At 48.1% G+C, this 14,160-nt stretch carries 15 protein-coding genes and 1 other annotated feature; all 15 genes read left to right on the top strand.

Going from position 1 to position 14,160, the window contains the following annotated elements; all coding sequences use genetic code 11:
* Nucleotides 1-91 precede the first annotated feature (91 nt).
* The 15 genes from polA (at nt 92) to yqeK (ending at nt 14,157) form a co-directional block, all read left to right on the top strand.
* On the top strand, nt 92-2,752 hold the full coding sequence (polA, locus tag ACI3EZ_RS01525; protein ID WP_405025458.1) for a DNA polymerase I: 2,661 nt from the start codon (nt 92-94) through the stop codon (nt 2,750-2,752).
* Nucleotides 2,753-2,763: 11 nt separating this feature from the next.
* Nucleotides 2,764-3,597, top strand: coding sequence for a DNA-formamidopyrimidine glycosylase (gene mutM / locus ACI3EZ_RS01520; RefSeq protein ID WP_405025301.1), 834 nt, complete (start codon nt 2,764-2,766; stop codon nt 3,595-3,597).
* Nucleotides 3,598-4,227 carry a dephospho-CoA kinase gene (gene coaE, locus ACI3EZ_RS01515; protein ID WP_405023841.1) on the top strand — a complete coding sequence of 210 codons (630 nt, stop codon included), beginning with the start codon at nt 3,598-3,600 and terminating at the stop codon, nt 4,225-4,227.
* Nucleotides 4,224-4,724 (top strand): transcriptional regulator NrdR, encoded by a 501-nt coding sequence (nrdR, locus tag ACI3EZ_RS01510; RefSeq protein WP_405023840.1) that lies wholly within the window; start codon nt 4,224-4,226, stop codon nt 4,722-4,724. Before coaE ends, nrdR begins: the two co-directional genes overlap by 4 nt.
* Entirely contained in the window at nt 4,714-6,030 is a 1,317-nt protein-coding gene (locus tag ACI3EZ_RS01505) for a DnaD domain protein (RefSeq protein WP_405025300.1), read from the top strand. Before nrdR ends, ACI3EZ_RS01505 begins: the two co-directional genes overlap by 11 nt.
* Nucleotides 6,031-6,042: 12 nt before the next feature.
* Nucleotides 6,043-6,972 (top strand): primosomal protein DnaI, encoded by a 930-nt coding sequence (gene dnaI / locus ACI3EZ_RS01500; RefSeq protein ID WP_405025299.1) that lies wholly within the window; start codon nt 6,043-6,045, stop codon nt 6,970-6,972.
* A 324-nt stretch (nt 6,973-7,296) separates the two neighbouring features.
* A complete protein-coding gene (thrS, locus tag ACI3EZ_RS01495) occupies nt 7,297-9,243 on the top strand; it encodes a threonine--tRNA ligase (protein ID WP_405025298.1) in 1,947 nt (648 codons plus the stop codon).
* A gap of 47 nt (nt 9,244-9,290) precedes the next feature.
* Nucleotides 9,291-9,422, top strand: a sequence feature (ribosomal protein L20 leader region).
* Nucleotides 9,423-9,466: 44 nt separating this feature from the next.
* Entirely contained in the window at nt 9,467-9,964 is a 498-nt protein-coding gene (gene infC / locus ACI3EZ_RS01490; RefSeq protein ID WP_405023836.1) for a translation initiation factor IF-3, read from the top strand.
* Nucleotides 9,965-10,021: 57 nt separating this feature from the next.
* Nucleotides 10,022-10,222 carry a 50S ribosomal protein L35 gene (gene rpmI, locus ACI3EZ_RS01485; RefSeq protein ID WP_283581584.1) on the top strand — a complete coding sequence of 67 codons (201 nt, stop codon included), beginning with the start codon at nt 10,022-10,024 and terminating at the stop codon, nt 10,220-10,222.
* Between the two features lie 72 nt (nt 10,223-10,294).
* Nucleotides 10,295-10,651: a 50S ribosomal protein L20 gene (gene rplT / locus ACI3EZ_RS01480; RefSeq protein ID WP_405025297.1), complete on the top strand. Its 357-nt coding sequence runs from the start codon at nt 10,295-10,297 to the stop codon at nt 10,649-10,651.
* Between the two features lie 287 nt (nt 10,652-10,938).
* Nucleotides 10,939-11,472, top strand: coding sequence for a YqeG family HAD IIIA-type phosphatase (locus tag ACI3EZ_RS01475; RefSeq protein WP_405023834.1), 534 nt, complete (start codon nt 10,939-10,941; stop codon nt 11,470-11,472).
* The gene (gene yqeH / locus ACI3EZ_RS01470; protein WP_405025296.1) at nt 11,459-12,580 is read left to right on the top strand and encodes a ribosome biogenesis GTPase YqeH; all 1,122 of its coding nucleotides are present in this window, start codon (nt 11,459-11,461) and stop codon (nt 12,578-12,580) included. The genes ACI3EZ_RS01475 and yqeH overlap by 14 nt, the downstream gene beginning before the upstream one ends.
* Nucleotides 12,581-12,601: 21 nt before the next feature.
* Nucleotides 12,602-12,913: a ribosome assembly RNA-binding protein YhbY gene (yhbY, locus tag ACI3EZ_RS01465; protein WP_405023832.1), complete on the top strand. Its 312-nt coding sequence runs from the start codon at nt 12,602-12,604 to the stop codon at nt 12,911-12,913.
* A 13-nt stretch (nt 12,914-12,926) separates the two neighbouring features.
* Complete coding sequence (locus ACI3EZ_RS01460) at nt 12,927-13,565, top strand: nicotinate-nucleotide adenylyltransferase (protein WP_405025295.1); 639 nt, start codon at nt 12,927-12,929, stop codon at nt 13,563-13,565.
* The gene (gene yqeK, locus ACI3EZ_RS01455) at nt 13,558-14,157 is read left to right on the top strand and encodes a bis(5'-nucleosyl)-tetraphosphatase (symmetrical) YqeK (protein WP_405025294.1); all 600 of its coding nucleotides are present in this window, start codon (nt 13,558-13,560) and stop codon (nt 14,155-14,157) included. Before ACI3EZ_RS01460 ends, yqeK begins: the two co-directional genes overlap by 8 nt.
* Nucleotides 14,158-14,160 lie beyond the last annotated feature (3 nt).

Genomic DNA, 14,160 nt, shown 5'->3' with positions numbered 1-14,160 from the left:
ATAAAACCCGTTGCGTTGTAGCAACGGGTTTTATTGTAGTTTGAAATTTTGCTAAAATGAGACTGACAAGTTTATGAAACGAGGGATTAGTATGGCGGCACCAGTTAAGAAACTTTTATTGATCGACGGGAACAGTATTACCTTCCGGGCGTTCTTTGCCTTAAGTCACTCCGGTCACGGTTTTTCAACTAAGGGTGGCTTAAATACAGCGGCTGTTCTAGGGTTTAAGAATATGCTCGACCATATGTTAGCGGCGGCCCAGCCAACGCACGTTTTGGTTGCGTTTGATGCTGGTAAAAAAACTTTTCGGACAAAGATGTACGGAGAATACAAAGGAGGACGAGCAAAAACGCCGCCAGAACTGCTTGAACAGTTTCCATACATTAAGCGGCTAGTGGAAGGGTACGGGCTTCATCATTACGAGCTTACAAATTATGAAGCTGACGATATTATTGGAACTCTTGCTAGGCAGGCTGATGATGCTGGTTTTACCACGACAATTGTGACTGGCGATCGCGATTTAACCCAACTTGCTACCGCCCAAACAACGGTTGCGGTTACCAAGCGGGGAGTGACTGACGTGGAGTACTACACGCCAACGCACGTTGCTGAAAAGTATGGGCTTATCCCGGAACAAGTTATTGACATGAAAGCCTTGGCGGGAGATAGTTCGGATAATTATCCGGGAGTTACTAAAATTGGGGAAAAGACTGCAATTAAACTGTTGAAACGGTATAAATCGGTGGCAGGAATTTACGCGCACTTTGATGAAATAAAGGCGTCAAAAATGAAAGAGCACCTCGAAGAGGACCGGGAAACGGCCTTCTTGTGCCGGGATCTTGCAACCATCAAACGGGATGCACCAATTGAAGTGACAATTGAAGATACGGTGCGTTTATCGCAGGATACAGCCGCATTACGTACACTCTACCAGGAATTAGAATTCAACCGGGCCCTAAGTGAATTAGCATCGTCTGGGGATGAACCTGAGCGCCCCCAAGAAGAGGAAGTGGCCGTTTCACCCCTGACGCTGGATAAAGTTGCGCATCTTCCAGTTACGAAGCGGGTTGCATTATACGTCGAATTAGGCGGGGCTAACTATCACCGGGCGCCGTTTGAAGGGTGTTGTTTGGCTGTCGCGGGAAAGTACTACGTTACGCGCGACTGTACGGTACTGGCCAGTTCAACCTTGCAAGAATATTTAAAGCAGGTCATCGTCGATGTTTTTGACGCGAAGCGCACAATTGCCGCGATGCACCGGCTAAGGGGGCAGCTGCCAACGATTGGGTTTGACCTGCTTCTTGTATCGTATCTGTTGGATTCAAGCCAGAATAGCAATGATCTGGGAATTATTGCGCAGCAGCACGGGAATTACACCGTCCAGCCTGATGAGGCGGTTTACGGTAAAAATACTAAGCGGCGGGTTCCTGATGATGATGAACAATTCTTCCAACACCTCGCCCATAAGGTGCAGGCGATTGAGGAATTACGGGCGCCATTGATGACCGCACTCGCTAAGCATCAGCAAGAACACCTGTACACAAAAATTGAGTTACCGCTTGCTCAGGTGTTAGCCCAAATGGAGATTGATGGTGTGCGGGTTGATCAGCAACGGCTGACGGAACTGGGAAGTACTTTTACCGAACGGGTAGCAACGCTTGAGCAGCAGATTTGTCAGGAAGCTGGTGAGGAATTTAACATTAACTCGCCCAAGCAGCTTGGTCATATTTTGTTTGAAAAGCTTAACCTGCCGGTAATCAAGAAGACGAAGACGGGCTATTCAACTGCGGTTAGTGTGTTGGAAAAACTGCGGGGAATGGCGCCCATCGTTGATCATATTTTGGAATACCGGCAGTGGAATAAATTGAAAACAACTTATGTTGATGGCCTGATGAAGGTTCTTTTTCAAAATGACAGTAAGGCCCACACGATTTATACCCAAACGCTGACGGCAACGGGGCGCCTTTCGTCGGTTGACCCGAATTTACAAAATATTCCGGCCCGTGGTGATGGGCGGATTATCAGACAGGCCTTTGTTCCAAGCCAGAAGGGGTGGCAGATCTTTTCTTCAGATTATTCTCAAATTGAATTACGGGTGTTGGCCCACATTTCAGGGGATAAAAATATGCAGCAGGCATTTAAGGAGGACTTGGACGTTCACGCTAACACAGCCATGCGTATTTTCGGGCTTGATAGTCCTGAAGATGTTACTCCGGAAATGCGCCGGCAGGCCAAGGCGGTAAACTTTGGTATTGTCTATGGAATTAGTGACTACGGGTTAGCGCAGAACATCGGGATTAGTCGGCGGCAGGCTAAGCAGTTTATTGAAACATACTTTGCGGAGTTTCCGGGGGTGCACGAGTATATGCAGCAAGCGGTTGCCTTTGCCCGGAAACACGGGTACGTGGAAACACTATTGCACCGGCGGCGGTACCTTCCGGATATCAAAGCGCATAACTTTAATCAGCGGTCCTTTGCTGAAAGGACGGCAATGAACAGCCCAATCCAGGGGAGTGCGGCGGATATTATCAAGGTAGCAATGATTAATATGCACAAGATGTTACGAAAGCAGCACCTGCAGGCACGGATGCTGATGCAGGTTCATGATGAGCTGCTGTTTGAGGCTCCAAGTCAAGAAATTCCGCAATTACGAAAATTTGTTCCTCATGTGATGGATGCGGCCGTGTCGCTTGACGTTCCGTTAAAGGTTGAGAGTGCCGTAGGTGATACGTGGTATGACGTTAAGAAATAGGAGGAAGCAAGATGCCAGAGTTACCAGAAGTTGAAACGGTTCGGCGCGGGATTAATGCCTTAGCGGCTGGGCGGACAATTACGCACGTTGACGTACTTTACCCGAAGATGATTATTGGTGACGTGGAAGAATTTAAACGTCAGCTGGTGGGGGAAAAATTAATGACGGTTGACCGACGGGGAAAGTATCTACTTTTGCGGTTTAGCGGAGATAAAACGGTTGTCTCGCATCTCAGAATGGAAGGAAAGTATTACGTGAAGGCGGAAGGAACGCCGGTTGAAAAGCATACGCACGTTTTATTCCACATGGATGATGGGCAACAACTCCGGTATAACGATTCGCGAAAATTTGGGCGGATGCAATTGGTTGCTACCGGGAAGGAGATGACGTTACCCGGAATTAAAAAGCTAGGGATGGAGCCGTTTTCTGAAACGTTTGCTGTGGACCAGTTTATATCCCGAATGAAAAAGAAGAAAAAGATGATCAAACCGGCGTTGTTAGATCAGACGGTTGTGACCGGGTTAGGTAATATTTACGTTGACGAATGTCTGTGGTTAAGTAAGATTCATCCGGAAACGCAGTGTGTAGTGTTGACAGATGATGAATTACGCCGACTTCACGATAACATTATTACGGAAATTGATCATGCGATTGATGCGGGGGGAACAACGATTCGGTCATATACGGATGCTTTCCAGCATGAGGGGGGGTTTCAACTTAAACTGCACGTTTATGGGCGGCAGGGAACGCCGTGTGATCGGTGTGAAACATTGATTGAGAAGGTTAAGGTCGGTCAACGGGGAACGCATTTTTGTCCGCACTGTCAGGTTAAGAGGGTGAATTAGATGACCTACGTTCTTGGTTTAACCGGCGGAATTGCAAGTGGGAAATCCACCGTGAGTGCGCTGTTTCGGCAACTAGGGATCCCTGTGATTGACGCTGACCAGGTGGCCCGGAACGTGGTAGCTCCGGCAACTTCGGGATTAGAACGGATTAAAATGGTGTTTGGCGCGGAAATGGTTACCGCTAACGGTCAGTTGGACCGGGCTCGTCTGGGAAACCTTATTTTTGCACACCCGCAGGACCGGCAGCGCTTGGATGCGATTATAGCACCGCTTATCCGGCGGCAAATTACGGCACAACTTGTTAGTGCACAAAAGCACCGAAAAGCGATGGTTGTGTTGGATGCTCCTTTGTTGATTGAACAGCATTACGGTGAATTATGTGACGGAATTATGGTGGTGAGCGTTACGCCGCCAACGCAGTTGAAGCGGCTTATTTTACGGGACCATTTAAGTGTCCAGGCGGCCCGCCAACGAATTGCCGCGCAGATTAGCGATAGTGAGCGGCAGCGCTTTGCTACGGTCGTGGTTGATAATAACGGTGAAGTTGAAGCAACGCGGCGGCAGGTGATAGAATGGTTACAAACTAATGGTTGGGAAGAATTAGCCAGTAAACGGGGTGAAAGCAGATGAAGTGCCCGAATTGTCAATCACAAAGCTCGCGTGTTGTGGATAGCCGGCCGGCTGATAGTGGGCGGGCAATCCGGCGCCGCCGGGAGTGTGAAAAATGCGGTTACCGGTTTACCACTTTTGAACGGATTGAGGTCACGCCGTTGTTGGTGGTTAAGAAGGACGGCGCCCGTCAGGAATTTAGTCGTGATAAGGTGATGCGGGGAATTATGCGTGCCACTGAAAAACGGCAGATTAGCAGTAAACAAATTACTGCAATTGTTGATAAGGTTGAGGCGCGGGCACACGCGGTTAATGGTAACGAAATTTCAAGTCAACAAATTGGCGAGTACGTGATGGAAATTCTTGCTGACGTGGATGATGTTGCGTACATTCGGTTTGCCAGTGTTTACCATGAATTTAAGGATATGCAGTCATTTGCGGCGGAACTTAATGACCTGCTAGGGCGGGAAGCCCGGCGAAAAGAACGGGCCGCAAAGGAGCAGAAGGATGATCAATAAGAAGTGTGATGTGACAGCGGGAACACCGTACCGCGTTCAAATCCCTGCGCGCCTTCAGCCGGACGATTTAGCAATAGTGGGGGACCTTTACTTACCTCTGATTGGAGCGCTTGCCAGTGCATTGTATCATCAATTAGCTGGGACCCAGAAGGAATCTTCTCGCCGCCACAGTGTACTCTTAATCGCGCTCGGAAACGTCGCGCCGCAAGACTTATTTGCGGCCCGATGTCGTTTAGAGGCGCTAGGATTGTTACGAACGTTTCAGACGACAGAACATGAAACTCGGATATTAAGTTATCGGGTTCTTCGCCCGGTAACGCCTGCTCAGTTTTTTGCTGACGATCTTCTCAGTGGGCTGTTGCTGAGTTGGATTGGAGCTGATGAATTTAATCGATTGTTAGAAAAGTGGGTCCCCAACCCACCACTGCCAGCGGGGACAGAAACAACTGCTCAGTTAACGGAGGTATTTGATATGCCTGCTTCAGAGCGGTTGCACGCTCCCCGGGAGGCTGGGGATGAAAATCAGCTCCACACTTTAGGAGCAGCAATTGATTACCAGCAGCTTGATCAATTATTAGCGCGGTCTTACGTTGACCGGCAACAGGTGGCCCAAAATAAGCAGCGGATTGACGCGCTGGTAACGTTATATGGGTTGGACGAGTTACAGGTGAAGGAGCTGCTTGAGCAGGCGACTAATTTGGAAACAAACCGGGTTAATTTTGAACAAGTAAAAGCCCTTGCGGCAGAGCAGTATGCTGGCCCCCGTCCGGCAAGTCCTGTAGCTCCGGCAACTACAATTAAGGCGACCGCTGACCATCAGCTTTCCGCTACGGATCAACAATTGGTTCAGGCTGCTCAGATGTATGCGCCGATGGAGTTTTTGGCAACTTTAAAGGAGCAAAATCATTCCTTTATTGCGCGGTCGGAACGGCAAACACTTGAGCGGGTAGTTAAGTACCAAAAATTACCACCGGCGGTAGTTAACATTTTGATTCACTACATTATGGTCGATCAGGGGAATGACATGTTGCCGGCACCATTGTTTGAGGCAATTGCGGCTGACTGGGCTAGCAAGCGGATTGATGCGCCAGCGAAAGCTATTTGGCAAGCGCGCCACTTTAATCAGCAAAAACAAGCGAAGAAACAATCTTCCAAGCGGCGGTCCCGCCGGTTGGTTCAAAAAGAAAACCTGCCAGCGTGGGCCCGATCGGACAATGCGCATCCTTCCCAGCAAGCACCGAAAAAAAAGGACAAGGCAGCGTTGGATAAGCAGCGCCGTGAACTACTTAACCAGCTGCGGTCGTAAGGAGGGGTCCAGATGGAGCCAATTGCAAATGAATTAAACCGGCGTTTTAAAAGCCATCCAGAATTTCGTCAGCGGTACCAGCAATTAATTGATACAACGTTGAAGGATGAGGATGTACGCCGTTTCTTAGAAGCGCACCGGGATGAACTTGCTCCGAAAACGGTTGATCGCGGGATGAGCAAACTGTACGAATTTGTTCAAACGAAAAAGGCGCTTGCTGCGGGGAAACCAGTTGCTTTGCCAGGTTATCTTCCCCGCCTCGTTCTTAGTAAGCATCAAATTGAAGTGCAATACGTTCCAAGTGACCGTTTGCAGGCTCAGCGTGCAGAACGGGCCCGGCGACACCGGGTGATGCTGTATGGAATGCCTAAGAGTATTGCCGCTGCAGATTTAACAACCTATGTTCCTGATAACCGAGAAGAGGCCTTAAATGCGGCTATTAAGTTCACGGTGGATTATGAAGCGGCGCCTACGCAGTTTCACAAGGGATTATACTTAGCGGGCAGTTTTGGTGTTGGGAAGACGTATTTGCTGGGTGCAATTGCTAACGAGTTGGCAAAGCACGGGTTTAAAACGACCATGGTGCACGTACCCACGCTTGCAACCATGATGCGAGCGGCGATTGATAAGCACAAAACAAACGATTTGCTCGCGACGGTGAAGGCCACGCCAGTCTTGATGCTGGATGATTTAGGCGCAATGGCAATGAGCAGTTGGTTCCGGGACGAGATTTTTGGGGTGATTTTGGAGTATCGGATGCAGCAGGAGCTGCCAACCTTTTTCAGCGCTAACATTACCATGGATGAGCTTGAAAAAAATTATTTGGCAGTGAATACCCGGGATGAAGTTGAACCACTCAAAGCTAAACGGCTGATGGAGCGGATTCGGTTTTTAGCAACTGAGTATGACTTAGTTGGAAAAAATTGGCGAAATCCCTCATAAGTTCTTGCGTTCATATTAAGATGTGTTAGAATAGCCGTAAGTTAGCTTAGAAGCTAGCAATGGGACAAACGGAAACATTGAATTCAGGGAGTGGGGTCGTGACTGAAAGCCTCACAAAACGATGGTTCTTACCACCCATGGGTTTCGCGGAATCAACCGCGACGTTACCGTGCGTTATGCGGGTAAATGAGGAGGCCAAGGCCTTAAAGATGGGTGGAACCACGTTGAAAGACGTCCCTAGGATAGTATCCTAGGAACGTCTTTTTATTAATGTTTTTGTTTGGAGTTATTAGTAATTTTCAAGTTATTAGGGAGGAAAAAGTTATGGCAACGGTTAATCTTGAATTTCCCGATGGGAACAAAAAAGAGTTTGATGCGGGGATTACTTCGCTTGAAGTCGCTAAAGATATTAGTGTTAGTCTTGGAAAGAAGGCGGTTGCAGGAAAGTTAAACGGTAAAGTGCTTGATTTAAGCGCGCCGATTACAATGGACGGAAAGATTGAAATTATTACGAAGGATGACGAGCAAGATGCGCTTCCGGTTGTCTGGAATACGGCGGCCGTTGTTTTAGGAGCGTGCTTAAATAAGCTATACCCGGAAATGCATTTTGGTGATAGTGGAGTGACAGAGCACGGATTCTTTGTTGATACGGATAACGCTGCGGGTCAGGTTGCGGAAACCGATTTTGAAAAAATCAGCGCTGAAATGGATGCTTCCATTAAAGAAAACGTTGCGGTTGAACGGGTTGAACTGGCAGAAGATGATCTTCTAGCCCAGTTTGCTGATGACCCGTACCGGAAAGAGTTAGTTGCTGAAAAGGCAGTTGACGGGGTGGTTATTGCCCACCGGTTAGGCGACTATGTTGACCTTTCCGTCGGGGCTTGCCTCCCATCAACGAAGCTGATTAAGGCGTTTAAGATTCTTTCTGTTGCCGGTGCTTACTGGAAGGGGATGTCCAGTAACCCGATGCTGCAGCGGGTATACGCAACGGCGTTCTTTAAGCAAAAGGATCTGGAGGTTGAATTAAAGCGGCGTCAGGAGGCCCGCGAACGGGATCACCGGGTAATCGGTAATAAGCTTGACTTGTACTTCGTTGATCCAAAAGTTGGAGCTGGCTTACCTTACTGGATGCCAAAGGGTGCAACGATCCGGCGGACAATTGAACGCTACATTATTGATAAGGAAGTGGCGGATGGTTATCAGCACGTTTACACGCCGGTTCTGATGAACTTAGACGCCTACAAGACGTCTGGTCACTGGGCACATTACCGGGAAGATATGTTCCCGCCAATGGACATGGGCGATGGTGAATTCCTTGAGCTACGGCCGATGAACTGTCCATCCCATATTCAGATTTACAAGCATCATATCCGGTCATACCGGGATCTGCCAATGCGGATTGCCGAAATTGGGATGATGCACCGGTACGAAAAATCAGGGGCCCTTTCTGGTCTTCAGCGGGTGCGGGAAATGGAATTAAATGATGGCCACACGTTTGTTGCGCTGGACCAGATTCGGGAAGAGTTTGCTAAGATTCTTCGCTTGATCATGGACGTTTACAAGGACTTTGATATTACGGATTACAGTTTCCGGTTGAGTTATCGGGACCCGAAGAACACCGAAAAGTATTACGCTAACGATGAAATGTGGGAGAAGGCCCAATCAATGTTGAAGGGGGCCATGGATGACCTCGGCTTAGATTATTACGAGGCTGAAGGAGAAGCAGCCTTCTACGGTCCAAAGTTAGATATCCAGACTAAGACGGCTCTTGGTAACGAGGAAACAATGTCGACAATCCAGTTGGACTTCATGTTACCGGAGAAGTTTAACCTCACATACGTTGGCCAGGATGGTGAGGAACACCAGCCGATTATGATCCACCGGGGCGTTGTTGGAACGATGGAGCGGTTCATCGCGTACCTGACTGAAATCTACAAGGGAGCTTTCCCAACGTGGCTTTCACCGGTTCAGGTTGAGTTAATTCCGGTTAAGAACGATCTTCATATGGATTACGCAAACGAGCTGCGCTCTAAGTTGATTGCCCATAACATTCGGGTTGAAATTGATGACCGGAACGAAAAGATGGGCTACAAGATCCGGCAAGCACAGGTTAACAAGGTACCGTATACCCTGGTTCTGGGGGACAAAGAAGTTAACGACGGCAACGTGACGGTTCGGCGGTACGGCGAAGAAGAAACGGCTACCATGACGTTTGATGAGTTTGTTGGTAAACTAATGCACGACATTGAAACATACAGTCGGGAAGATTAATCTCTTCCTTGACAGCTGAAGGAAACTTCGATATCCTTTAGGGGTTGAGAAAAAAGCAGAGGCACTCGCTTCTCGCCTAGGGGACAAGGGTTCCCGGGCAGAATTACGATATTAATTCCGGTTAACCGGGCGAACGGGTGCGCTTGCAAACAGCAACGTACCCGTTTTTTCTGCGTTTTCTCTTGATTATAAATGGAGGTGAAACGTTATAGCATTCGATAAAATGGTAAACGGTGGCATTCGCGCTCGTGAGGTACGGTTAATCTCAGCTGGTGGTGACCAGCTCGGGGTAAAGTCCAAGCAAGATGCGTTAAGGATGGCAGAAGATGCTAACCTTGACCTTGTATTGGTTGCTCCGAAAGCCAAACCGCCCGTTGCTAAGATTATGGACTACGGGAAGTACCGCTTTGAATTGCAAAAAAAGCAGCGGGAAGCCCGGAAAAAGCAGAAGACCGTAAGTGTTAAGGAAGTGCGGTTAAGCCCGACAATTGACACGAACGACTTCAACACGAAGGTGAAGGCGGCATTCCGTTTCTTGAAAAAAGGGAGTAAGGTAAAGGTCTCAATTCGGTTCCGGGGCCGGGCTATTACCCATAAGGATATTGGCCGGGAAGTTTTGAACCGGTTTGCCAACGAGACAAGTGAGGTTGCAACGGTTGAATCAAAGGCTAAGATGGATGGGCGGAGCATGTTTTTGATGCTTGCTCCTAAAAAGGATTAACCGTAAACGAACCGGGAATTCCCGGGAAACTTTAGATTTAGAAGAGGAGAGATTATTATGCCAAAGATGAAGACACACCGCGCATCAACAAAGCGTTTTAAGCGGACTGGAAATGGTGGCTTGAAGCGGCATCACGCTTATACTTCCCACCGGTTCCACGGAAAGACGAAGAAGCAGCGGCGGCAATTACGTCAGCCAGGGATGGTTTCAGCTTCTGACATGAAGCGGATTAAGCAGATGTTAAGCCAAATGAAGTAGGCTTTGCACCAGAAATAACGAAAATTAAGACGAGGGCTCGCTTTGAGGGTCACATTTTAAGGAGGAATTTATATGCCACGTGTTAAGGGTGGATCAGTTACGCGCCAACGCCGTAAAAAGATGATTAAGCTAGCAAAGGGTTACCGGGGAGCAAAGCATATCCTGTTTAAGACTGCCAAGGAACAGGTAATGAAGTCCTACCAGTATGCTTACCGTGACCGGAAGAAGACAAAGTCTAACTTTCGGAAGCTCTGGATTGCCCGGATTAACGCTGCTGCTCGGATGAACGGAATCAGCTACAGTAAGTTAATGCACGGTTTAAAGTTGGCAAGCATCGACATTAACCGGAAGATGCTTGCTGACCTTGCCGTTAACGATATGGACTCGTTTAAGGCAATCGTTGATGAAGCCAAAAAAGCACTCAATTAATTAACCTTGGGTAAGTAATAGGAGGCTGCGCCAAAGGGCGCAGCCTCCTATTATTTTGTGTAATCTGCCACCGAAATAAACGGGCTGAAAGGAAGTGCAGCAGCTGGCGAATCTAATGTTTCGCGATTCGTTTGGATTTATTGCTTTCATCACGCCCGTTTTTGGCTTTATTATATTGGTTCAACATGCTGAGACCTTCTCACTTTGATAATGGGCTGATGGTTGGTTTTCGGCAAGCGATAATGTAGAATAAAAAGGAATATGACATGTGAGGAGTACGGCTGAATATGCTTTCAAAGTTCAAACCAACGTGGACAATTGAGTCTATTTTTAATATTACCCCGGCAGAGGTTAACCGGCGGGGGATCCGCGTGATTTTAACTGACCTGGATAATACGTTGATGGCGTGGAATAACACGGACGGTGATCAAAAACTACGGGCATGGTTACAGACTATGAATCAAGCTAAAATCCCTGTAGTAGTTGTTTCTAATAATAATCCAGGGCGGGTTGAAAAGGCGGTTCAGCCGCTTGGAATTCCGTACTTTGCCCGTTCGCTTAAGCCATTAACCCGGGGAATTCGGCGGGTTCAGCGAAAGTATCAGCTGGAAAATGATGAGGTAATTCTTGTTGGCGACCAGTTAATTACTGATATCTGGGGTGCTAACAGGGCAGGGATTCGGAGTGTGCTGGTAAAGCCGCTCGTTAAGTCTGATAACTGGAATACAAAGCTAAACCGGATGGTTGAGCGCCAAATTAAGCGGCTCCTTAACCGGCAGGGATATGTGTTTGATTGGAGGCATTCGCTTGATAAAGAATAATTCTGAAGAATTGCACTGTATTGGGTGCGGGACCTTGATTCAAACCAATACTCCCAAGCAATCAGGCTACACGCCGGCTTCGGCTTTAGAGAAAGCTATGGCAACCGGAACGGTATATTGTCAGCGGTGTTTTCGGCTGCGCCACTATAATGAAGTGACTGATGTTGAGTTAACGGATAAGGACTTTATCCGGATTTTGCAGCATATCGGGGCGACTAATGCACTGATTGTTAATGTAGTTGATATTTTTGACTTTAACGGTTCGCTTATTCCGGGGCTACACCGGTTTACCGGGAAGAATCCCGTAATTCTGGTAGGAAATAAAGAGGATCTTTTGCCAAAATCACTACATCGTTCTCGAATTCAGGATTGGCTCCGGCAACAGGCAAACCAGGCGAGGTTGCACCCGAAGCAGGTAGTGCTAACCAGTGCAACGAAGAACCATGCTGTCGATGAGTTGCTTGCGGTAATTGAGAAGTACCGGAACGGCCGGAATGTCTATGTGGTGGGAACGACTAACGTTGGAAAGTCGACCCTAATTAACCAAATTATTAAGCAAACGACCGGAATGGCAGACGTCATCACTACGTCCCGCTTTCCCGGAACAACCCTCGACCAAATTGAGATTCCCCTAGATGACGGGCACTATTTGGTCGATACTCCGGGAATTATTCACCGGGAGCAAATGGCGCACTATTTGACCGGTAAAGAACTCCGGTATGCGTTACCTCAGCGGGAAATTAAGCCCAAAACCTATCAGCTTAATTCGGAACAGACCCTTTTTTTAGGGGCGTTGGCCCGTTTTGATTACGTGGCAGGTCCCCGGACCGGGGTAACGTTGTACCTTGAAAATAACTTAAAGGTTCACCGCACAAAATTGGCAACCGCTACGCAATTTTATCACCGGCATGCGGGGGAACTCCTTCAACCCCCGTTTCCACAAAATATTAAGGATTACCCGTCCCTTGTGCGCACTGAGTTTAAGGTTACCACTAAAAGTGACCTAGTGTTTGCCGGGTTAGGCTGGATAACGGTGCATCCGGGAATGGTTGTTGCGGGGTGGGTTCCAAGGGGAATGACCATAACGCTTCGACGGGCAATGATTTAGTGAGGATGAATGGGAGAAACTATGAAACTACGCGGAAAGCAAAAACGATATTTACGCAGTTTAGCTCATCCAATGCGGCCAGTAGTTCAGGTTGGAAAGGATGGGTTGGACAGGCAGTGGCTTTTACAGGTTGAAGAAACGATTGAAAAACGTGAACTAATTAAGGTTTCAGTGTTACAGAATGCGTTGGAGGAGCCGGCGGATGTGCAGGCCTTTATTGAACAGCACAGTCAGATTCAGGTAGTGCAAGTTATTGGGCACACGTTAGTGTTGTTTAAACGAGCGGACAATAAGGAAAATCGGCGAATTTCGCGTGACGTTGCCAAGATTTAATGGGGGAGATAAGGTGAGCTACCGGAAGAAAGTTAATAAGCCAACGGTTGCGGTGCTTTCTCAGGTCGAGTTTTCCGCCCCACGGCATCGGGTTGGCATTATGGGGGGGACGTTTAACCCAGTGCATAACGGCCACCTAATAATTGCTGAACAGGTACGGAGTCAACTTGATTTAGACAAAGTGGTGTTTATCCCCGATAACGAACCGCCCCACGTTGACCCCAAAACGGCAATTGCGGGGGCTGATCGTCTAGCAATGCTCAAACGAGCGGTAGCCGGTCAGCCACAGTTTGCCGTGAGTGATATGGAACTTGTTCGGGGAGGAAAGAGTTATACAATCGACACGATCAAAGAACTCCGTCAGCGCCACCCGGAAAACGATTATTACTTTATTATTGGGGGGGATATGGTGGCCGACCTTCCTCAGTGGTATCAGATTGATAAACTGGTAAAACTGGTCACCTTTGTTGGGGTGGTACGGCCGGGATATGAACGAACCAGCGCGTACCCGATTACCTGGGTGGATGTCCCGGAATTTGCGGTTAGTTCGACGTTGATTCGGCGACTGATTAAAATGGGTGGTTCGATTAAGTACCTTGTCCCGGGAAGTGTCCGCGAATACATTGAAGAAAAGGGGTTATACCGTGAATGAAGTTGAATACCAGAAGCACTATTATCCTGGGACCCGGAACGAATTGGTTGCCCGGTTACGCGAACAGTTGAGCAAATTTCGTTTTGAGCATGTTATTCGGGTGGAACATACTGCAGTGAAGTTGGCTTCCCGGTACGGGATTGACGAGGAGAAGGCGAGCGTTGCTGGCTTGGTTCATGATTACGCTAAGGAATGTAGTGATGAGCAGTTTAAGGCGGTAATTCAAAGTGAACATTTGGATCCGGATCTGCTTAACTGGGGAAACTTTATTTGGCACGGTGAGGTTGGTGCGTGGATTATTGGTCAGGATCTGCGGATAACCGATCAGGAGATCCTTGATGCGGTCCGGTTCCATACCGTGGGAGCACCACGTATGACCCCGTTGCAACAACTAATTTATGTTGCCGATTTTATTGAACCAGGCCGGGATTTTCCAGACGTTGCAACGGCCCGTGCGGTTGCCCAAACGTCATTGGAACAAGCAGTAGTGTATGAAACCAAGCACACCTTGACATATTTGATGGCGAACGACCGGCCAATTTACCCGGCGGCAATTGCAACGTACAATGCGTGGATTGGAAAAAGAAAGTAGGGA

This window comes from Ligilactobacillus sp. LYQ60, from assembly GCF_045033015.1.
Taxonomy (GTDB): Bacteria; Bacillota; Bacilli; order Lactobacillales; family Lactobacillaceae; genus Ligilactobacillus.
The sequence above is the reverse complement of the archived record's forward strand: the minus strand, read 5'-3'. Positions and strand labels throughout refer to the sequence as shown.

What these genes read in the sequence shown, in the direction of transcription:
- polA (WP_405025458.1), top strand. Translation starts at nt 92, where the DNA reads ATGGCGGCACCAGTTAAGAAACTTTTATTGATCGACGGGAACAGTATT.
- mutM (WP_405025301.1), top strand. Translation starts at nt 2,764, where the DNA reads ATGCCAGAGTTACCAGAAGTTGAAACGGTTCGGCGCGGGATTAATGCC.
- coaE (WP_405023841.1), top strand. Translation starts at nt 3,598, where the DNA reads ATGACCTACGTTCTTGGTTTAACCGGCGGAATTGCAAGTGGGAAATCC.
- nrdR (WP_405023840.1), top strand. Translation starts at nt 4,224, where the DNA reads ATGAAGTGCCCGAATTGTCAATCACAAAGCTCGCGTGTTGTGGATAGC.
- ACI3EZ_RS01505 (WP_405025300.1), top strand. Translation starts at nt 4,714, where the DNA reads ATGATCAATAAGAAGTGTGATGTGACAGCGGGAACACCGTACCGCGTT.
- dnaI (WP_405025299.1), top strand. Translation starts at nt 6,043, where the DNA reads ATGGAGCCAATTGCAAATGAATTAAACCGGCGTTTTAAAAGCCATCCA.
- thrS (WP_405025298.1), top strand. Translation starts at nt 7,297, where the DNA reads ATGGCAACGGTTAATCTTGAATTTCCCGATGGGAACAAAAAAGAGTTT.
- infC (WP_405023836.1), top strand. Translation starts at nt 9,467, where the DNA reads ATGGTAAACGGTGGCATTCGCGCTCGTGAGGTACGGTTAATCTCAGCT.
- rpmI (WP_283581584.1), top strand. Translation starts at nt 10,022, where the DNA reads ATGCCAAAGATGAAGACACACCGCGCATCAACAAAGCGTTTTAAGCGG.
- rplT (WP_405025297.1), top strand. Translation starts at nt 10,295, where the DNA reads ATGCCACGTGTTAAGGGTGGATCAGTTACGCGCCAACGCCGTAAAAAG.
- ACI3EZ_RS01475 (WP_405023834.1), top strand. Translation starts at nt 10,939, where the DNA reads ATGCTTTCAAAGTTCAAACCAACGTGGACAATTGAGTCTATTTTTAAT.
- yhbY (WP_405023832.1), top strand. Translation starts at nt 12,602, where the DNA reads ATGAAACTACGCGGAAAGCAAAAACGATATTTACGCAGTTTAGCTCAT.